Origin of the sequence: Nocardia aurea (genome assembly GCF_003123685.1) — a bacterium.
Taxonomy (GTDB): domain Bacteria; phylum Actinomycetota; class Actinomycetes; order Mycobacteriales; family Mycobacteriaceae; genus Nocardia; species Nocardia aurea.
This window is the reverse complement of sequence record NZ_QCYJ01000154.1, coordinates 57,407-75,844: the sequence shown is the minus strand read 5'-3', so window position 1 is coordinate 75,844 and position 18,438 is coordinate 57,407. Positions and strand designations below refer to the sequence as shown.

The window sequence follows — 18,438 nt, the reverse complement described above, 5'->3', positions numbered from 1 at the left end:
GTCGCGGGCAAGCGATGGTCGGATACTCGGATGTTTGCCCGCCCCGAACCGGGCTATGCGGTAGGAGACCGGTCGATACCGAGACCGGTTCGCCTCAGGAAAGGGGATCTTCGTGAGCACCACCGACAAGGCGAAGAACAAAGCCGAAGACATCGCCGGTCAGGCCAAGGAGAAGTTCGGCCAGGTCACCGGCGACGACGAGAAGCGCAACGAAGGCAAGGCCGACCAGGCCAAGTCGAATCTGAAGGACGCGGGCGAGAAGGTCAAGGACGCGTTCCGCCACTGATCCACCGAAGACATCTCGGGCGCGCGGGTACAGGTCATCCGACCTGTACCCGCGCGTCTTTCGTTTCGCTCGGGGTACAACCCGGACATGCGTACACGGTCGTGCACGCGCTGGTTTCGGGCCACCGTGCCGGGTACCCGCCGATAGAGGAGGTGCGGGATGCCGAAGGAATGGACCGACAAGAACGAACGGCAATACGAGCACATCAGGGATGCCGAGAAGGAACAGGGCGCGGACCCCCGCCGCGCGAAGGAGATCGCCGCGCGGACGGTGAACAAGAATCGCGCTCGCGCCGGCCAGACCAGAACGGCGAGCCGGACATCCCTGCGGGACAAGTCACCGCAGGAACGCGGCGGGCAGCGTTCCGGCCGCAAGGGTCCGAAGGGGCCGACCAGGGATCAGCTGTACAACGAGGCCAGGCAGCGCGGGATCGAGGGCCGCTCGACGATGAACAAAGCGCAGCTGGCGGCGGCGCTGGCGCGCAAGAAGGGGTAGCGGTCGGCGGCACGGACGAAAGGGGTGCGAACCGGATCGGTTCGCACCCCTTTTCGCGAGTATCGCGGTCAGCGGTCCTTCTGCTTGGCGGCCTGCCGCGCCTCGTTCAGGTCGGCGGCGGCACGCGCGGACTCCGCTTCGGCTTCCTTGCGGGCCGCCTCGCGCTGCGACGCAGCCTTGTCCTGCTGGGCCGCACCCTCGTCCTTCAGATCGCGGTCGCCGGTGACGGCGCCCGCCGCCTCCTTGGCCCGACCCTTGATGTCCTCGATGACGCCTTCAACGGCCTCTCGGGGCCCACTCGCATGTTCGGACACATCTACCTCCGGGTCTCGGAATGCTTACTCCGGTCGCATACCCGGTGGGCGGGGTTCAAACATGGGCCGTCGCGGTACCGCATCGCTGAAAGCGGCCCCTACCTGCACCGACACCGAGCCCACAGTGAGGGCGGCCACCTTCGGACCACGGTGCGGCAGGGAACACAGCCATCGGGTGACCACGGCTAACGGCGGTGCACCCTGGCGCAGACCTGTTCGGTGAATTCGCTCGTCGACGCCGACCCGCCGAGGTCGGCGGTGGCGATCCCCGCCTCGAACGCCGAAGCGACGGCATGTCGGATGCGGTCACCCGCGTAGCCGTAGAGCGCGTTGCCGTCACGGGCGCCGAGCCAATGCAGCAGCATCGCCGCGGACAATTGCAGCGCGACCGGGTTCGCGCGATTGTGCCCGGCGAGCCCGGGGGCGGCCCCGTGCACGGCCTGCGCCATCGCCCTGGTCGCCGAGCAGTTGAGCGAGGCCGCCATGCCGAGCGATCCGCTCAGTTCTCCCGCCAGATCGGACAGGATGTCGCCGAAGAGATTCTCGGTGACGAGCACGTCGAAATCGCCGGGTGCGCGCACCAGATGCGCGGCGGTGGCGTCGACATGTTCCTCGAGCACCTCCACACCCGGGTAGGCGTGCCCGACGTCGAAACACACGTCGCGGAACAGTCCCATGGTCATCGGCAGCACATTGGCCTTGTGCACGATGGTGACCCGTTTGCGCCGGGTGGCCGCGAGCCGGTACGCCTCGTGCGCGATCAACTCGCAGGCACGGCGGGTCACCACGCCGACGGCCATCGCGACATCCGGGGTCGGCCGGAACTCCCCCGATCCGGCGTACATATTGCGATCGGCGTAGAAACCTTCGCTGTTCTCCCGCACGATGACCAGATCGATATCGGGCGCGAACGCTCGCACGCCGGTGAACGCCCTGGCCGGGCGGATATTCGCGTAGAGGCCGAAGTGTTTGCGAATGGCCCCGCCCGGTGCGACACCGCGCCGGTGTTCGTCCGGGTACGAGACATTGTCGTGCGGTCCGAGAATCCAGGCGTCGAGATCCTCCAGTGCCCGCAGCGTCTGCTCGGGGACCGGATCGCCGTATTCGGCGATCGCCTCGTGGCCGACCAGCAGCGGCACCCATTCGATCGCGGGCGCGCCGACCGCGACCAGCGCCTCGTCCACCGCCGACCGGGCGGCGCGCACCACCTCCGGGCCGATACCGTCGCCTTCGATCAGGCCGAGTCGTAGCGGTTCACTCACATGGTTCACCCGGTCATCCTGCCGCCGGGGCGGCGATGCGATTCGAACCGCCCCGCTGACACGCCGGGAGCGCTAGTTTCGGAAGACGATGGTGCAATCGGTCGAACTGCTACTGGACGACGCGGCCGACGCCGAGATCCGGCGGCAGTGGGAATCACTGGCACAGGCGAGCGTCACCGGACCGTCCGCGCATCGCCGCGCGACCGACCGACCGCATATCACCGTGGCGGTGGCGCACGAGATCTGGCCGCGTATCGACCGCGCGCTCGAGCGCTGCGCCTTCGCGCCGATCCCGGTGCGCCTCGGCGGATTGCTGATCTTCGGGAAGCGACGCCCGATCCTGGTGCGCCACGTCGTGCCGACCGAATCGTTGCTCGCGCTGCACCGCCTGATCCACCGGACGGTCGCGCCGTGTCCGGGCGTGCCCGCGAACGTGCGGCCCGACGAATGGACCCCGCACGTCACCCTCGCGCGCCGGGTTCCGATCACGGGACTGGGCGAAGCGATCGACGCCGTCGCCCACGATCGTGATTTCCCGGCGACCGTGGTGGGTATTCGGCGTTGGGACGGTGAGCAACGGCGGGCATGGCTCGTCGCCGACGCGACGGGCCGTACCGGACCGAGCACGGTCGAGGACGTGGAAGATAAACAGTGAGCCGGGCGTTGGAATCTGGCGACACACGAAACGAGAGGACGTCATGGCCACCCAGACGCTGACCCAAAAGAACTTCGATGAGGTAGTCACCGGAAACGACGTGGTACTCGTCGATTTCTGGGCATCGTGGTGCGGTCCGTGTAAGAGCTTCGCACCCACCTTCGAGGCTTCCTCCGACCAGCACCCCGATGTCGTGCACGGCAAGGTGGACACCGAGGCGGAACAGAGTCTGGCCGCCGCCGCGAATATCCGCTCCATCCCGACCATCATGGCCTTCCGCGAGGGCGTGCTGGTCTTCGCCCAGCCGGGCGCGCTTCCACCGGCGGCGCTGGAAGATCTGGTCACCCAGGTCAAGGCGCTCGATATGGACGAGGTGCGCAAGCAACTCGCCGAGCAGCAGGCGACCGCCGAGTAGTCGGCGTCCGACCGAACACCCCGACGGGCCCGCGAAGCAGATGCTTCGCGGGCCCGTCGTACGTGGCCGGCTCCGAGTCCGACCGCCGAGGAGAACAGTGGCGGCCGGGCAGTGCTCAGGAGCGGGTGTCGAGGCGGTTGATACTCGAAATCATCGCCCGCACAGTGGATTCCCCGCTGTCGTCGGCGAGGGCGGCGCCCCAGCCGCGCTTGCCGTCGAACTCGCACCGCACGAACGTCGCGGTGCCGTCGGCGGTACGGCGCTGATGGAATTGCAGGATCTCGACCGGGTAGCCCTCGTCGTAGAGCGCCGAGGTCAGTGCGGCGACCGGGCTGCCCGTCGTCGCGACCGATCGGAGGTGATCGTCGAATTCCAGGGTCGCGGTACATTCCGAGCCGTGGCCCGCGCCCGCCCAGTCGGAGAGCCGGACCGGCCCGGACTGCACGCAGTACCGGTCGAAGAATTCCGCCGAGGTCAGCTCTGTGGTTTCCGCGCGCAGGCCCTTGGGGGCGGCGGCGATGAACGTGGTCGTATCGAGAGTCAGGATCGTCATTGCAGTAGAGGTCTTCCCGAAGAATGTCGGTGTAAGGGGACCAGCATCAACAATCAACGGCCCGCAGCGAGGGGGCCGGTCCGAATCAGACCCCGCTGCGGCGGGCTACTACGAGAAGTCGCGCCTGCGCCACCTTCGCGGTTAGCGAAGGCACCACGCGGTCGCGGTCTGCGACAGTCAGCGCGGTGCTGCGGCTCTGGGCGGGATTCGGCACGCGTCCGAGAATAGGCATATCGCAGCGCGATGGCAACCTTATTCGATACCCGTTTTCCGCTACTCGCGCGTACCATCGCCGCAGCTCACGCTGTACGCCGTCCGATCGCCGCCGCTACAGCCCACTCGAGTACCGTGGATCACATGGGTCTCCTCGTGGCCATGACCATTCCCGGCCTCGCCTGCCTGCTCATCGCGCTGGCGTTCGCCGAGGTGCTCTGGAATCGCCTCACCGGCAGCCGCGTACTGCCCTGGTCCCGGCGTGCGGGCCGCCCGGTGGCCGCGGCGGGCTTCGAGGAGGTCACCGCGCTGTTCCAGGGGTCCAAGCACCACGAGTTCGAACAGCGACAGACGGCGTTGATGCACCGGGAGGATCTCTCCGACGGCGCGCCGCCGCGTGACGAGATCGACCTGGGCGTCGGAGCGGCGCGATTGCTGCGCCGCACCGAATAGCGCTGCCGCGCCGGGCGAGTCGCGCTTCGAGCGCCTCGCACCACCGACGACGGTCAGCGAGTTCCCGCGGTCGAGCCGAGATATCGTCGCACCGGACAGGCCACCGCCGGGGCCGCCCTCACACGGGGCTCAGCCCGCGACCGACGTCGCCAACACTTTCGGTGGCTTCACCTCGCCGTCGGCGGTGCGGTGCAGGCCGCGACGGTCGTAGGTCAGCGTCGCCGCCACCCCGAGAACCAGCCCGACCGCGAGACCGACGGCGGTCATCCAGACCCCGTGGGACAGACCGGCTTCGGCGTCGCCGTCGAAGAACATGATGGCGCGCACGGCCAGGTAGATCTGATGCATAGGTTCGAAGCGCGCGAGGGCGGCGATGTAGCCGGGTACCGCCTCCAACGGCACGGTCGCCGCCGACGACGGCAACCCGAGCACCACGAACAGCACCAGGTTGACCAGCAGTCCCGCGGTGCCGAAGGTGGCGAGTACCGCCAGCGCCGTGACCCCGACCGCGAGGATGGCCAGCGTGCCGTAGATCCACAGCAGCAGCGGGCCGGGCACCGGCACGTCCAGCAGTCGGGCGACACCGAGGAATATCCCCGACAGCAGCGGGGCGGCGAGCCCGACGACGGCCCATTTGAGCAGCAGCGTCCGGAACCGGCTGATACCGGTGGCGGGTTGGTGCACGAACCACGGACCGTATTCGGTCGGGATGAATCCGAGGAGCGAATCGACCAGGGTGTGGATGATCATCGCGCCGGTGAATCCGGCCAGGAGCAGGATCAGCGTGTAGAAGAACGCGACCAGTCCCTGTCCCGCGCCGTCGTCGAGCGGACGGTAGGGCGCTTCGATCACGTCGATCGGATCGGCGATCATCAACCGCGCCGCACCGCTGATCGGGTCGCCCGCGGGGGCGGCGGGACCGGCCGCGAGCGTGGCCTCGACCCGCTCGGTGAGACTCCTGCCCACGGTGTCGTCGACCTGACCGAGGGCGGTGTCGGCGATGCGCTGCATGATCCCCGTGGTGTAGGGACCGACGCGGGGATTGGTGTGCACCGTGATGACCGGACGTTCGATCTCACCCGGTACGACCGCGCCCGCACCGAGGATGACCAGGCGTTTGGTGAAATCCGACGGGATCACGATGGCCCCGTACACCCGGCCCGATTTCAATTGCGCTCGGGCTTCGGAGATTCCGAGGACGCGCAGATCGACCTTGTCGGCGGGGACGCGTTCGACGAGCGCCGCGGCGATCTGGTCGCCGAAGTTCTCGCGCGCGCCGTCGACGGTCTCGCCGACGTCCTGATTCACCAGCGCGACCGGGAAGTCGTGCAGATTCTTCTCCGTATTGCTGGCGTAGCCGAGGTACATGGTGGCGAGCAGCGCCGCGAAGACCGCGAGCAGCGCGATCGGGGCGGTGAAGATCCGGACCGTCATGGACCTGAATGTAGGCAGTGCCTACAAAGTAGTCAACGCCTACATCTTGTTATCCTGCACTCACGATGTCACTGACCCGCGCCCGCTCCTACCACCACGGCGACCTGCGCGCCGAGTTGCTGCAACGCGCGGAGACGACGTTGCGCGAATCCGGTGTCGACGGGCTGTCGCTGCGACAACTCGCCCGCGACGTCGGCGTCAGCCACGCCGCCCCGACCCGGCACTTCCGGGACAAGCAGGCATTGCTCGACGCGCTCGCCGTCGCCGGATTCGAGCGGCTCGGCGAGTCCTTCGACGCGCTCACCCCCGCCGAATCGTTCGCCGAGCCGATGCGCGCGATGGCGCTGACCTACCTCCGGTTCGCCACCGAGAACTCCGCGCTGCTCGCGCTCATGTTCGCCCGCAGGCACAGCCCGGTCGCCGGTGACGAGATGGCACGGGCCGTCGACCACGCCTTCGCGCGGCCGGTCTCCCTGATCGCGAACGCCCAGACCCGCGGCGAGATCATCCCCGGCGACCCCCGGCGCATCGCGCTCACCGCCGTCGCGGCCCTCCAGGGTCTGGCCACCTTCCTCGGTTCCGGACTGGTGTTCCCGGACGCCGCGGACGCCTGGCTCGACGACACGGTCACCCATGTCATGCTCGGCCTGCGCCCACGGCCGTAGCGACCGCTAGACGGTCACCTCGTTCAGCTTGCCGGTGGCGACGTCGAAGACGAACCCGCGGATGGAATCCTTGTGCGGGATGAACGCGCTGTCGATGATCCGTGCGATCGACTGGCGCACATCGGTTTCCAGATCGGAGAAGGCCTCGGCGGCCCATTCGGGTTTGATACCGGTCTCGGCCTGGATGGCGGCCTTGAAGTCATCGTCGGTGAAGGTGAGCATGCCGCAGTCGGTGTGGTGGATCAGGATGATCTCCCTGGTGCCGAGCAGGCGCTGACTGATGGCGAGTGAGCGGATCTCGTCGGCAGTGATCACTCCGCCTGCGTTGCGGATCACGTGGGCCTCGCCCTCGGCGAGTCCGAGCACCCCGTAGACGTTGATTCTGGCATCCATGCAGGCGACGACGGCTACCCCCTTCGACGGCGGCAACGGCAGCGGTCCGGCGAAGGTGCTCGCGTATTCCGCGTTGTTCTCCAGGTACTGATCGGTGACGGTCATGTCGTTTCATCCCTCGGCGATCGGTATGCGTGCATGCGAATTCGGTGATCCGAACGCTAGTGCAGCAATGCGCGAGCTATAGGATTCGACTCACGGTAATTTCTTTGGTGGACAGTCCGATCCACCGATTTTCCCCAGCATCGCTCCAATAGATTCCGGCCGAATCCACCGACGGCGACCCTCGCCGCGGTGAATTCGTCGCATACAGCTACTTTCACGCGCCGCCCCCTCAGTGGGCGGCGGAATCCCAGCTGCGGCCCGTCCCGACGGAGACGTCGAGCGGCACCGAGAGGGCGATGGCCGAGGACATGCGTTCCCTGGCGAGGGATTCCAGCGCCTCCCGTTCCCCGTCGGCGACCTCGAAGACGAGTTCGTCGTGGATCTGGAGCAGCATGCGCGAACGCAGACCGGCCTCGCGCACGGCGCGGTGCACCTCGATCATCGCCACCTTGATGATGTCGGCGGCGGTGCCCTGGATGGGCGCGTTCAACGCCATGCGCTCGGCCGCCTCGCGACGCTGCCTGTTACTCGAGTCCAGATCGGGCAGGTAGCGGCGGCGACCGAAGAGGGTTTCGGTGTAGCCGACCTTGCGTGCCTGTTCGACGACTTCGTAGAGGTAGTCGCGGATCCGGCCGAAACGATCGAAGTAGACCTCCATCTGCTCCTTCGCCTCACCGGTGCTGATCTTCAGCTGCGCCGCGAGACCGTAGGAACTCAGGCCGTAGGCCAGACCGTAGGACATCGCCTTGATCCGGCGGCGCACTTCGGGGGTGACCTCGGAGATCGGGATGTCGAAGGCCTTGGACGCGACGAACGTGTGCAGGTCCTCCCCCGAATTGAACGCTTCGATCAAACCCTCGTCGCCGGAAAGGTGCGCCATGATCCGCATTTCGATCTGACTGTAGTCGGCGGTCATCAGTTCCGAGTAGCCGGGGCCGACGACGAAGGTGTCGCGGATCTCGCGCCCGGTGTCGGTGCGGATGGGGATGTTCTGCAGATTCGGCTCGGTGGAGGAGAGCCTGCCGGTGGCGGCGATGGTCTGGTTGAACGTGGTGTGGACGCGACCGTCGTCGGCGACCGATTTCAGCAGCCCGTCCACGGTGACCTTGAGACGGGTGGCGTCGCGGTGTTCGAGCAGGTGCGCCAGGAACGGGTGCTCGGTCTTCTCGAACAGCGATTCCAGCGCGTCGGCGTCGGTGGTGTAACCGGTCTTGGTGCGCTTGGTCTTGGGCATGTCGAGTTCGTCGAACAGCACCACCTGCAACTGCTTCGGCGAGCCGAGATTGATCTGCTTGCCGATCACCCCGTAGGCGGCGTTGGCGGCGTCGGCCACCTTGTCGGCGAACCGGCGCTGCAAGGATTCCAGCTGGGCGACATCGACCGCGATACCCGCGTTCTCCAGTTCGGCGAGCACGCCGAGCAGCGGCAGTTCCATCTCCGCGAGCAGGGGGGTGGATTCGATCGTGCCGAGTTCGGTGTCGAGCGCCTCGGCCAGATCGAGAACGGCCCTGGCACGCAACATCTCGGTCTGCGCGAGTTGCGCGTCGACGCTGTCCTCGTCGTCGAGCAGCGACAACTGCTGCGTCTCGTCGGTTTCCGCGCGCAGTTCCCGGTGCAGGTAGCGCAGCGAGAGATCGTCGAGATTGAAGGTGCGCTGTCCCGGCCGCACCAGGTAGGCGGCCAGCGCGGTGTCACTGGTCAGGCCGTGCAGCGACCAGCCGCGACCGCGCAGCGCGTGCACGGCGGATTTGGCCTCGTGCAATGCCTTGGGCACCGCGGCGTCGGCCAGCCACGCGCCGAGCGCGGCCTCGTCCTCGGGCGTCAGCACCGTGACGTCGATATAGCCGCTCTCGCCGTCACCCGCCGCGATCGCGAGCGCCTTCACATCGCCGTCGACCGGCGTGCCCGTGCCGACGACCGACACGCCGTGCCGGGTCCCCGCGACGGCGTGCTCGGCCAACCAGTCCGCGACGGCGCCCACTTCGAGTGCGCCACCGCTGATGTCGAATCCGGACTCGGCCTCGGGTTCCGGTGGCGCCAGGGTCTCGAAGAGACGATCGCGCAGCACCCGGAATTCCAGATCGTCGAACAGTTGGTGGATCTTGTTGCGATCCCACGGCTGCTGGGCCAGCTGCTCGGGGGTGTAGGGCAGCGGCACATCCTTCACCATCTCGGTGAGCTGACGATTCAGCACCACGCTGCTGAGATTGGCGCGCAACGAGTCGCCGACCTTGCCCTTGACCTCGTCGACCTTGTCGACCAGCGTCGCCAGATCGCCGAATTCGCGCACCCACTTCGCCGCGGTCTTCTCCCCCACCCCGGGAATACCGGGCAGGTTGTCGCTCGGGTCGCCGCGCAGCGCCGCGTAATCGGGGTACTGGGCCGGGGTGAGACCGTATTTGGTCATCACCTCGTCCGGGGTGAACCTGGTCAGATCCGAGACGCCCTTGCGCGGGTAGAGCACCGTGACATCGTCGTTGACCAGCTGGATGGCGTCGCGATCGCCGGTTACGATGAGGATGCGGAAACCCTCCGACAGCGCCTGGGTGGTGAGTGTGGCGATCACGTCGTCGGCCTCGTAGCCGTCGATCGCCATCACCGGAATCCCCATCGCGCCGAGGACATCCTTGGTGAGTTCGACCTGGCCGCGGAATTCGTCGGGCGTCTGGCTGCGATTGGCCTTGTATTCCGGATACGCCTCGGTGCGGAACGTCTTGCGCGAGACGTCGAACGCGGCGGCGACGTGCGTCGGTTTCTCGTCGCGCAGCAGGTTGATCAGCATCGCGGTGAATCCGTAGACGGCGTTGGTGGTCTGCCCGGTCACCGTTTTGAAGTTCTCCGCCGGTAGCGCGAAGAACGCACGGTAGGCGATCGAATGCCCGTCCAGCAGGAGCAGAGTCGGCCGGTCCCCACCGGCGGAGTCGCTGGAACCGGAGCCGGTGGCTGGACGCTGCGCAGTCGTGGGTGAACTCACGCCCCCGAGTCTAGGGACCGGCACCGACAAGGCACTACGCCGACACCCGGGCGGGCCCCGCACCGCTCAGTCGACGTTGACCTGGGCGGCGTACCAGGTGTTGCACTCCCAGGTGTCACCCTTGTCCGACCCCCACTTCCACCACCCCCAGGCATTGGCGTCGGTGCCGTACCCACGCGGTTCGCCCGGCCGGTCACCGGCGGAGCGGTTGACGCGGGCGGCCTCCTCCCAGGTCTGCTCGTCGATATCGCCCCGATCGACACTGGTGCCGAGGAACATTCCGGAGAAACATCCCGCCTGCAACTCCCAGCGCCTGCCCTGTTCCTGGCCCGCCGACGAATTCCAGCCGAGCGCGGCACGTTTGTCGGTGTAGGCGTGGGTGAGCCCGATGATGGTCTGGATGTGGTGGCCGTATTCGCGCGCGACGACCGCCAGTTGCGCGCCACGGCGTGAGCCGACGGCCAGCGGGCGCACCGTGTCGAACGGCAGCAGGATGGTTTCGTCGGCCGCGCAATAGGAGCCCTCGCGGGTCTCGGAGGCATTCGGTGCGCACGGACTGCTGACCGATCCGGCCTGTTGCGGCGCGAGCAGCCTCGGGGTGCGGAACGGCAGCCCCGCCCCGCGCAGCGTCGGCTCCCAGGCGGCATCGAGGCAGCCGATCGCCGCCTTGTAGAAATCCTGTGCGGCCAGCGCGTCGTCACGCCAGCGCGGCAGCGCGCAGTCCACGCGCTCCAGCCCGATGTGCTGCGCGAAAAGCGGATGATCGACCAGCGCCGAGACGGGACGGCTCGACGCGAGCGGCGGGACGCCCACCCGCGACACACCGGCCAGCGGACCGGACGCGATCGGCGGGGCGCCGTCACGCGCCGGATTCGGATCCTCGGTCACCGTGCCCTGGAATCCGGGCACCCCCTCGACCGCGGCGGCATGGTGCGTAGTACGCGGATCCTTGGGATCGAGCGTTCTTCCCGCGGCGACCAGCGCCGCCGCGACCAGAATTCCGACCACTCCGAATGCCACCAGGATCGGGAATCGTCGACGACGCCGCATCCGCAGCAATCGAGTCGTCAGCGGCGTGTTCATGACTATTCCCTGACCCAGCTTCGTCGACGCATCGTGTTCCATCATGTCGTGCGGGGTCCGGCACGGTTTCCCGTGCCGGACCCGCCACTCAGCCGACGCCGAGATAGGCCGATTTCACCGCCGAATCGGTGAGAAGTTCACCGCCGGTACCGGTTTTGGTCACCTCACCGGTCTCCAGGATGTAGGCGCGATCGCTGCGGGCGAGCGCCTGCTGCGCGTTCTGCTCGACCAGCAGCACCGTGGTGCCCTGCTGGTTGATCTCGCTGATGATCCGGAAGATCTGCTGAATCACCATGGGCGCCAACCCCATCGACGGTTCGTCGAGGAGCAGCAGGCGCGGACGCGCCATCAGCGAGCGGCCGATGGCCAGCATCTGCTGCTCACCGCCGGACAGCGTACCGCCGACCTGTTTGCGCCGCTCCGAGAGCCGCGGGAACAGTTCGAAAACCCAGTCCAAGGTGCTGGAGTACTCGGCTTTCTTTGTGAATCCCCGGCCGTAGCAGCCCATGTCGAGGTTCTCCTGCACCGTCATACCGGGGAACACACCCCGGCCTTCCGGCGCCTGGATCAATCCGCCGATCACCCGTTCGTGGGCCTTCAGCTTGGTGATGTCGCGGCCCTCGAACAGGATCCGGCCCTTGGTCAAGGGCAGCAGACCCGACAGCGCGCGCATGGTCGTGGTCTTGCCCGCGCCGTTCGCACCGAGCAGGGTGACCAGTTCGCCCTCGGCCACCTTCAGCGAAATCCCGTGCAGTGCCTGGATTCTGCCGTAGTTGACGACCATGTCCTCGACTTCGAGCAGCGGGGGCGCCGCGCTGAAGTCACGCCCGGCGGCGGTGACCGGTCGCTCGCTCGTCGAAACCGGCGGCGGACCCTGGCCCGGCTGCACGATCGGCAGTTTCTGCGTCGGCTGATCGACGGTGAAGAACCCTCCGGCCTGCGGTTCGGGCGCGGTGTCCTCGGGTTCGCCGCTCGGCGTGGTGATCTCGATCCCGGCGTCGGCCGCCGCCTGCTCGACCTCGTCGTCGGGCACACCGAGGTAGGCCGCGATCACCGAGGGATCCTCGCGGATATCGGCGGGCAGTCCGTCGGCGATCTTGCGGCCGAATTCCAGGACGACGATGCGGTCGGTCACGCCCATGACCAGACGCATGTCGTGCTCGATGAGCAGCACCGTGAATCCGTCGTCGCGGATCTTGCGGATCAGATCCATCAGCGCCGCCTTCTCGCTGGGATTGAATCCCGCGGCGGGTTCGTCCAGGCACAGCAACTTCGGCTCGGTGGCCAGCGCGCGGGCGATCTCGAGTCTGCGCTGATCGCCGTAGGACAGGTTGCGCGCCTTCTCCACGGCATGCGGTGCGATACCGACGAATTCGAGCAGTGCCATACCGCGCTCGATGGCGTCGTGTTCCTCGCGGCGGTGCCGCCGGGTGCGGAACACCGCGCCCGGCACCGAGGTCTTGTGCCTGGCGTCGGTGCCAACGACCACGTTCTCCAGCGCCGTCATCTCACCGAAGAGCCGGATGTTCTGGAATGTTCGCGCGATGCCGAGACGGGTGATCTCGTTGCGCGAGGTCTTCGTCAGCGGTTTGCCGTCGAAGAACACCGTGCCCGCCGAGGGTTGGTAGACGCCGGTGATCGCGTTGAAACAGGTGGTCTTTCCGGCGCCGTTGGGTCCGATCAGGCCGAGGATCTCGCCGCGGCGGATCTCGAAACTGACCTTGTTCAAGGCCGTCAGGCCGCCGAACTGCACCGTCAACTCGTCGGTCCGCAGCAGCGGCGCGCCGATCTCGGTGTCGATGGCCCGATTCGTCGCGACGACCTCGGCGACGGTCTCGGCATCGCCTAGCGCCGGGATCACCGCGGTGACGTCGACCATGCCCGCGCTGCCGACCTGTTCCTGTTCGGCGTATCCCGCCGCCATGTCCTCGTTGTCGAAGAGCGCGCCGCCCGGGCCCGGCCCGGTCATCGGCCCGCTCCGACAGTCACCGGCTCCGGCGCCGGACGGCGCACCGCCCGATACACCTGCCGACCGTAGGCCAGCAGTTTCTGCCGAGCCGGGAACAGACCCTGCGGACGCAGAATCATCATCACCACCAGCGCTATTCCGAAATACAGATATTTGAGGTCGCCGAGCGACTGCGCGCCGCCCTTGCGGAACAACAGCACACTACCGAGCAGCAGCAGCCCCATCACGCCGGTGAACACCGTCGCGGTGATGACGCCGCGCTGGATCCACGGACCCATGTGCTGCACCCGGTAACGCCACGCGACCAGCAGACCGACGAACACGGCCACGTCCAGGGCGAGGAGCACGTACCCCGTCGATTCCTCGGAGACCAGCTGCACCGACTGCAACCGCAGCGGCAGGTAGGCGATCAGGAACGCGCCGACGATCACGCCGAGTTTGTTGCCCTTGCCGCCGAGTACGACCGCGCACAGGAACAGCATCGAGGTGATGATGTCGAATTGGCGCGGATTGACGTAGGTCACCTGCCCGGCGTACATCGCACCGGACAGACCGCCGACGGCCGCGCCGATGGTGAAGGCCCACAGCTTGAATTTGAAGGTGGGCACGCCCATGATCTCGGCGGCGTCCTCGTCCTCGCGGATGGCGACCCATGCGCGTCCGACGCGGCTGCGCTCGAGATTGCCGACGATCAACAGGACGATGATCACCAGCACCAGGCCGAGCCAGAACCACCAGGTGCCGTTGTTGGCCCGCACGAACGGATTCCAGCTGCTGGTATCACCGAGATTGCCCGGCGAGAAGACCCCGCCCGGCCGGGTCTCGGATTCGCCGAGCTGCGGGTAGGCGATCTGCGAGAGTCCGAGACTGCCGTTGGTGACCTCGCCGAGATTGTCGGCGAGCAACCGGACGATCTCACCGAATCCGAGGGTGACGATGGCGAGGTAGTCGCCGCGCAGCCGCAGCGTCGGGGTGCCGAGCACCAGGCCCGACAGCGCGGTCACCGCGATCGCGAGCGGCACGCAGGCCAGCCACGCCCAGCTCGGATTCAGCCAGCCGCCGTCGGTCTGATTCCACGGACTGTTCGGGCTGGTGAGCAGGCCGACGGTATAGGCGCCGACCGCGTAGAAGCCGACGTAACCGAGGTCGAGCAGACCGGCTTGGCCGACAACCACATTCAGTCCGACGGCGATGAGCGCGTACATGGCGAACTGCGCCATCACACCGCCGAAACTCACGGCCGGGGTGTCGAGCAGCGGTGGCGGAAACAGCGGGAGCAGCGCCAGCGCGATGATCGCGGGGATGCCGACGGCCCATTGCGCGGGCCTGGACAATCCGCCCCACCAGTCGCGAATCGTATCGCCGAGACCGGCTTTCGACGGCGCGGTGGGTTCTGCGGAGGGGTCTCCGGTGGGTTCTTTGATCACGTCGGTCATGCGCGTGCCCTTCCGAGGCTTTCACCCAGAATGCCGGTCGGCCGGAACATCAGCACGGTCACCAGCAGGACGAACGCGACCACGTCGCGCCATTCGGTGCCGAACAGGATCTGACCGTACTGCTCGGCGATACCGAGGATCAGCCCGCCGAGCAGCGCACCGCGCAGATTGCCGATGCCGCCGAGCACCGCGGCGCTGAATGCCTTGATACCGAGGATGAATCCGCCGGAGTAGATGATGCCGGTCGGCACCCGCAGGGTGTAGAGCAGCGCGGCCGCGCCGGCGAGCACACCGCCGATGAGGAAGGTCAGCATGATGACCCGTTCCCGCGAAACACCCATCAGCGTCGCGGTATCGGGATCCTGGGCGACGGCGCGAATGCCGCGGCCGAATTTGGTCTGGTTGATCAGCACTTCGGTCACGATCGCGAGGAAGACCGCGGAGACCACGATCACGATGGCGACATTGGTGACGTCGGCGCCGAGAAAGCTGAACTGCACCTTGGGATCGACGAGCCGGATGCCGGTCTGGGCGTTGGTGCCGCCGAGACCCGGTTTGATCTTGGGCAGGATGTAGTGCACGAATTCCTGGATCACGAACGACATACCGATCGCGGTGATCAGGAAGGCGAGGGGTTTCGCGCCGCGTTTACGCAGGGGCCGGTAGGCGACACGCTCCAAACCCACCGCGGCCGCGCCGGAGACCGCCATTCCGAACAGCATGGCGAGCCCGAGGAAGACGATGGTCATCACCACGCCTTGGGAATACACGTCACCACTCGGTGCGAAGCCGAGTAATTCCAACCCCACGTAGGAGCCGAACATACCCAACATGAATATTTCCGAATGGGCGAAATTGATCAGCCGCAGCACGCCGTAGACCAATGTGTAGCCCACGGCGACGAGGGCGTAGATCGACCCGTACGTCAGTCCGTCCACGGTGAGGCGCCAGAACTGGTCCACCACCCCGGAGACATTGAAGTCGATCGACCCGTTGGCAAGCAGGGCCACGCCGACCGAAGCGGTTGAAGGCATTCGTATCTCTCGCGTCGGGAAACGGCGTGTGCGGGTCCTCGCGGGACCCGCACACGCCGCTCATACTCGTAGTCGAACTACTTGACCTGGTACATCCAGATCTGGATGTTCGACAGTTCCCCGGTCTCGTTCCACTTGTACTGACGGGCCACACCGGTGCCGTCGTAGTTGCGCACATAGTCGACGAGATCCGCGCGGGTCACCTTACCCGCGGCGATACCCTTCAGCACGATGGTGGTGAGGTCGTAGCCCTCGACCGAGTAGACGCCGGGCGCCTGACCGTTGAGCGCCTTGTATTCCGCGGTGAACTTCTCCGGGGCCGGGCTGCACGGGCACGACAGGTACGCGTCCTTGGCCGAACCGCCTGCCTGGCGGACGAATTCGGGATCGTTGCTGCCGTCGGCGGACGCGAAGGTCGCCGTCACGCCACCGGTGCGCAGCTGCTGCACGAACGGCGCCGACTCGGCGTAGTAGCCCGAGTAGAAGATGGCGTCCGGCTTGGCGGCGGCCAGCTGGGACACCGCGGCGGAGAAGTCCTTGTCGCCTTCCTTCACACCGACGGTGCAGCTCGGGTCGACCGCCGAACCCGCCGACGCGGTGAACGCGTCGGCCAGGCCCTTGCCGTAGTCGGTGTTGTCGACGACGACGCAGATCTTCTTGTAGCCGAGTTTGCCGGTCAGGTACTTCGCGACCGCGGGGCCCTGCGAGTTGTCGTTGCCCAGACCACGGAAGAAGGTCTTCCAGCCGTTCTGGGTCAGCGTCGGGTTGGTGGCGGACGCCGTCAGCGTCGGCATACCCGCCTCGCTGAGGATGCCGCCGGTCGCCTTGGTCTCACCGGAGAACGTGGGGCCGATCAGCGCGACGATATTGGGATCGCTGACGATCGTCGGAATGACCTGGGTGGCGATCTGCGCCTTACCCTCGGTGTCGAATTCCTTGACCTTGATCTGGCAGTCCGGGTTGGCCTTGTTGTGCTTGTCGAGCGCGAGTTTCACGCCCATCACGACGTTGATACCGAGAGCCGCGTTGCCGCCGGTGAGCGGGCCCGCCATGCCGATCGTCAGCGGAGCGCATTTGGCCTTGCCGTCGCCGGCCGGATCCGCCGCGGTGCCACCGTCGCTCGCGGGAACTTCGTTGCCTTCGGTGTCGAGTTGCACGACCGGCTGGATGGACAGGTCGGCGCTGCCACCGCCGCCGCCGTTGTCGGTCGACTTATCACTGCACCCCGACAGCACCAGCGCGGCGGCCGCGCCGATCACCACCACGCCACGCGTCGTACGACTGCGCCATGTCGAACTAAGCACGTCTCACCTCTACGTCCTGTGTTCCCCCCGGCTCTCGGAGGAGGCCGACCACGTCGGCCCGGACAGAACATAGCGTTGGTACGTTAGATCCGCATCACATTCGCATCATGCCTGCGACATCGTGTCGAATTCTTTTTTACGTTTACGTTTCGAATGAGTAAAGTTTTCCGGCCGCGCCCCGATGCGGGGCGAATTTCCGGTCACTTCGGAGTCAGATTCTCCAGCACCACCTCGGCTACCGCCTTCATGGTGGTGCGCCGGTCCATGGCCGTCCGCTGAATCCATTTGAAGGCCTGCGGCTCCGACAGACCCTGCGTCTGCATCAGCACACCCTTGGCACGTTCGACCAGCTTGCGGGTCTCCAGACGATCGGTGAGGTTGGCGACCTCGCTCTCGAGCGCGGCGATCTCGTGGAAGCGGCTGGCCGCCAACTCGATGGCGGGCACCAGATCCGATTTGGTGAACGGCTTCACCAGATATGCCATCGCACCGGCGTCACGCGCCCGTTCGACCAGGTCGCGCTGACTGAACGCGGTGAGAATCACCACCGGCGCAACACGTTTGGACGCGATCTCGGCCGCGGCGTCGATTCCGTCGCGCCGCGGCATCTTCACATCCATGATGACCAGATCCGGTCGATGCTCGATCGCGAGATCGACCGCCTGCTGGCCATCGCCCGCCTCACCGACGACCTGATAACCCTCCTCGGTCAGCATCTCGACCAGGTCCATGCGGATGAGCGCCTCGTCCTCGGCGACGACGACCCGCTTCGCCCCGGCGTCGCGCTTCGTGCCGGCGCCCCCTGCTGCAGTGCTCATAGGTAGACCCCTCTGGTTCCGATGCCTGTCCCGACACGCCGGAAGGAGCCACAGCGGCAGACCCGGATCCTGTCGAACACCAGGCCTCGCCATCGCCCCACCCGGTACGCATTCGAGTGATGTAGAGAGTACCTTTCAGTTTCTCGGAGAACGTAGATACCCTGCGCAAAGAGCGGACGGCGTGGTGCAAGTCGCAACCCGTTCGCGATAGGCGCCTCCGACCCGCTATAGTTCTCCTCCGGTGCGCCGGGTTGGCGGAACTGGCAGACGCGACGGTCTCAAAAACCGTTGTCCGAAAGGACGTGTGGGTTCGAGTCCCACACTCGGCACCAGGGTGAAGGGCGGTTGCGAAAGCAACCGCCCTTCCTGTTCTCCGCTCCGATTCCGCAATCGGCCCGCTACGCGCCCGGCACCGATACCCCCGGTCAGGGCTTCGGAATCACCTGTGCGCGCCGAGGTGACTTTCATCCGTACCGCGCGGTCGACTTCCCGGTCGGTTGAACCGTGGCGAGGTCTCGTTCGTAGTCCCTGTGTGGTGGCCGGTGGCCGAGTCCGGTAACAGCTGTCGCCCTCGGGC

19 protein-coding genes, 1 tRNA gene and 1 pseudogene are annotated in these 18,438 nt (G+C 66.8%); 8 read left to right on the top strand and 13 right to left on the bottom strand.

Translation table 11 applies throughout. The features are described from left to right. Positions 1–112: 112 nt before the first annotated feature. Entirely contained in the window at positions 113–286 is a 174-nt protein-coding gene (locus DAT37_RS38205; RefSeq protein ID WP_109529823.1) for a CsbD family protein, read from the top strand. Positions 287–445: 159 nt separating this feature from the next. Further along, the gene (locus DAT37_RS38200; protein ID WP_109529822.1) at positions 446–781 is read left to right on the top strand and encodes a plasmid stabilization protein; all 336 of its coding nucleotides are present in this window, start codon (positions 446–448) and stop codon (positions 779–781) included. Between the two features lie 68 nt (positions 782–849). Here the strand turns inward: DAT37_RS38200 and mbp1 are convergent, their stop codons facing one another. Together mbp1 and DAT37_RS38190 are read right to left on the bottom strand one after the other, a co-directional pair. Then, positions 850–1,095 carry a microaggregate-binding protein 1 gene (gene mbp1 / locus DAT37_RS38195; protein WP_109529821.1) on the bottom strand — a complete coding sequence of 82 codons (246 nt, stop codon included), beginning with the start codon at positions 1,093–1,095 and terminating at the stop codon, positions 850–852. A gap of 185 nt (positions 1,096–1,280) precedes the next feature. After that, complete coding sequence (locus DAT37_RS38190; RefSeq protein WP_198654646.1) at positions 1,281–2,366, bottom strand: isocitrate/isopropylmalate dehydrogenase family protein; 1,086 nt, start codon at positions 2,364–2,366, stop codon at positions 1,281–1,283. A 79-nt stretch (positions 2,367–2,445) separates the two neighbouring features. Here DAT37_RS38190 and DAT37_RS38185 point away from each other — a divergent pair, with 79 nt between their 5' ends. Together DAT37_RS38185 and trxA are read left to right on the top strand one after the other, a co-directional pair. Then, positions 2,446–3,012, top strand: coding sequence for a 2'-5' RNA ligase family protein (locus tag DAT37_RS38185; RefSeq protein WP_109529820.1), 567 nt, complete (start codon positions 2,446–2,448; stop codon positions 3,010–3,012). A gap of 43 nt (positions 3,013–3,055) precedes the next feature. Beyond that, positions 3,056–3,427 carry a thioredoxin gene (gene trxA, locus DAT37_RS38180; RefSeq protein ID WP_109529819.1) on the top strand — a complete coding sequence of 124 codons (372 nt, stop codon included), beginning with the start codon at positions 3,056–3,058 and terminating at the stop codon, positions 3,425–3,427. A 115-nt stretch (positions 3,428–3,542) separates the two neighbouring features. On the opposite strand, the gene DAT37_RS38175 is transcribed toward trxA, so the two are convergent. Beyond that, entirely contained in the window at positions 3,543–3,980 is a 438-nt protein-coding gene (locus tag DAT37_RS38175) for a 2-isopropylmalate synthase (RefSeq protein WP_109529818.1), read from the bottom strand. Positions 3,981–4,337: 357 nt separating this feature from the next. On the opposite strand from DAT37_RS38175, the gene DAT37_RS38170 reads away from it, so the two are divergent. Further along, positions 4,338–4,646, top strand: coding sequence for a DUF6191 domain-containing protein (locus tag DAT37_RS38170; protein ID WP_109529939.1), 309 nt, complete (start codon positions 4,338–4,340; stop codon positions 4,644–4,646). 129 nt (positions 4,647–4,775) lie between these two features. On the opposite strand, the gene DAT37_RS38165 is transcribed toward DAT37_RS38170, so the two are convergent. Beyond that, positions 4,776–6,080 (bottom strand): YhgE/Pip domain-containing protein, encoded by a 1,305-nt coding sequence (locus tag DAT37_RS38165; protein WP_109529817.1) that lies wholly within the window; start codon positions 6,078–6,080, stop codon positions 4,776–4,778. A 65-nt stretch (positions 6,081–6,145) separates the two neighbouring features. On the opposite strand from DAT37_RS38165, the gene DAT37_RS38160 reads away from it, so the two are divergent. After that, positions 6,146–6,745 carry a TetR/AcrR family transcriptional regulator gene (locus tag DAT37_RS38160; protein WP_109529816.1) on the top strand — a complete coding sequence of 200 codons (600 nt, stop codon included), beginning with the start codon at positions 6,146–6,148 and terminating at the stop codon, positions 6,743–6,745. A 6-nt stretch (positions 6,746–6,751) separates the two neighbouring features. Here DAT37_RS38160 and DAT37_RS38155 read toward each other — a convergent pair whose 3' ends face one another. The 9 genes and pseudogenes from DAT37_RS38155 to DAT37_RS38120 form a co-directional block, all read right to left on the bottom strand. Further along, on the bottom strand, positions 6,752–7,243 hold the full coding sequence (locus DAT37_RS38155; RefSeq protein ID WP_109529815.1) for a beta-class carbonic anhydrase: 492 nt from the start codon (positions 7,241–7,243) through the stop codon (positions 6,752–6,754). A gap of 229 nt (positions 7,244–7,472) precedes the next feature. Continuing rightward, a complete protein-coding gene (gene polA / locus DAT37_RS38150) occupies positions 7,473–10,217 on the bottom strand; it encodes a DNA polymerase I (protein ID WP_109529814.1) in 2,745 nt (914 codons plus the stop codon). Positions 10,218–10,283: 66 nt separating this feature from the next. Continuing rightward, entirely contained in the window at positions 10,284–11,300 is a 1,017-nt protein-coding gene (locus tag DAT37_RS38145) for a neutral zinc metallopeptidase (protein ID WP_157978891.1), read from the bottom strand. 88 nt (positions 11,301–11,388) lie between these two features. After that, entirely contained in the window at positions 11,389–12,084 is a 696-nt protein-coding gene (locus DAT37_RS45875) for an ABC transporter ATP-binding protein (RefSeq protein ID WP_232840264.1), read from the bottom strand. Between the two features lie 231 nt (positions 12,085–12,315). Then, a pseudogene (locus tag DAT37_RS45870) lies at positions 12,316–13,269 on the bottom strand (ABC transporter ATP-binding protein); the annotation flags it as partial. Then, positions 13,266–14,705, bottom strand: a complete 1,440-nt coding sequence (locus DAT37_RS38135; protein WP_109529811.1) for a branched-chain amino acid ABC transporter permease — start codon at positions 14,703–14,705, stop codon at positions 13,266–13,268. The gene DAT37_RS38135 and the pseudogene DAT37_RS45870, both read right to left, overlap by 4 nt. Continuing rightward, positions 14,702–15,739, bottom strand: coding sequence for a branched-chain amino acid ABC transporter permease (locus tag DAT37_RS38130; RefSeq protein ID WP_109529810.1), 1,038 nt, complete (start codon positions 15,737–15,739; stop codon positions 14,702–14,704). The genes DAT37_RS38135 and DAT37_RS38130 overlap by 4 nt, the downstream gene beginning before the upstream one ends. A gap of 77 nt (positions 15,740–15,816) precedes the next feature. After that, positions 15,817–17,043 (bottom strand): branched-chain amino acid ABC transporter substrate-binding protein, encoded by a 1,227-nt coding sequence (locus DAT37_RS38125; RefSeq protein ID WP_408637488.1) that lies wholly within the window; start codon positions 17,041–17,043, stop codon positions 15,817–15,819. A 200-nt stretch (positions 17,044–17,243) separates the two neighbouring features. After that, positions 17,244–17,861, bottom strand: coding sequence for an ANTAR domain-containing response regulator (locus tag DAT37_RS38120; RefSeq protein ID WP_109529809.1), 618 nt, complete (start codon positions 17,859–17,861; stop codon positions 17,244–17,246). Positions 17,862–18,106: 245 nt separating this feature from the next. On the opposite strand from DAT37_RS38120, the gene DAT37_RS38115 reads away from it, so the two are divergent. Next, positions 18,107–18,193: transfer RNA gene (locus DAT37_RS38115), tRNA-Leu, on the top strand. A gap of 13 nt (positions 18,194–18,206) precedes the next feature. Then, a complete protein-coding gene (locus tag DAT37_RS44515; RefSeq protein WP_157978890.1) occupies positions 18,207–18,362 on the top strand; it encodes a hypothetical protein in 156 nt (51 codons plus the stop codon). Positions 18,363–18,438: the final 76 nt, after the last annotated feature.

Excerpts from the sequence above, each read along its gene's own strand:
- DAT37_RS38155 (WP_109529815.1), bottom strand. The coding sequence starts at position 7,243 with ATGACCGTCACCGATCAGTACCTGGAGAACAACGCGGAATACGCGAGC.
- DAT37_RS38135 (WP_109529811.1), bottom strand. The coding sequence starts at position 14,705 with ATGACCGACGTGATCAAAGAACCCACCGGAGACCCCTCCGCAGAACCC.
- DAT37_RS45875 (WP_232840264.1), bottom strand. The coding sequence starts at position 12,084 with ATGGTCGTCAACTACGGCAGAATCCAGGCACTGCACGGGATTTCGCTG.
- DAT37_RS38200 (WP_109529822.1), top strand. The coding sequence starts at position 446 with ATGCCGAAGGAATGGACCGACAAGAACGAACGGCAATACGAGCACATC.
- DAT37_RS38170 (WP_109529939.1), top strand. The coding sequence starts at position 4,338 with ATGGGTCTCCTCGTGGCCATGACCATTCCCGGCCTCGCCTGCCTGCTC.
- DAT37_RS38165 (WP_109529817.1), bottom strand. The coding sequence starts at position 6,080 with ATGACGGTCCGGATCTTCACCGCCCCGATCGCGCTGCTCGCGGTCTTC.
- DAT37_RS38185 (WP_109529820.1), top strand. The coding sequence starts at position 2,446 with ATGGTGCAATCGGTCGAACTGCTACTGGACGACGCGGCCGACGCCGAG.
- trxA (WP_109529819.1), top strand. The coding sequence starts at position 3,056 with ATGGCCACCCAGACGCTGACCCAAAAGAACTTCGATGAGGTAGTCACC.
- DAT37_RS38175 (WP_109529818.1), bottom strand. The coding sequence starts at position 3,980 with ATGACGATCCTGACTCTCGATACGACCACGTTCATCGCCGCCGCCCCC.
- DAT37_RS38145 (WP_157978891.1), bottom strand. The coding sequence starts at position 11,300 with ATGAACACGCCGCTGACGACTCGATTGCTGCGGATGCGGCGTCGTCGA.
- DAT37_RS38160 (WP_109529816.1), top strand. The coding sequence starts at position 6,146 with ATGTCACTGACCCGCGCCCGCTCCTACCACCACGGCGACCTGCGCGCC.
- DAT37_RS38120 (WP_109529809.1), bottom strand. The coding sequence starts at position 17,861 with ATGAGCACTGCAGCAGGGGGCGCCGGCACGAAGCGCGACGCCGGGGCG.
- DAT37_RS38130 (WP_109529810.1), bottom strand. The coding sequence starts at position 15,739 with ATGCCTTCAACCGCTTCGGTCGGCGTGGCCCTGCTTGCCAACGGGTCG.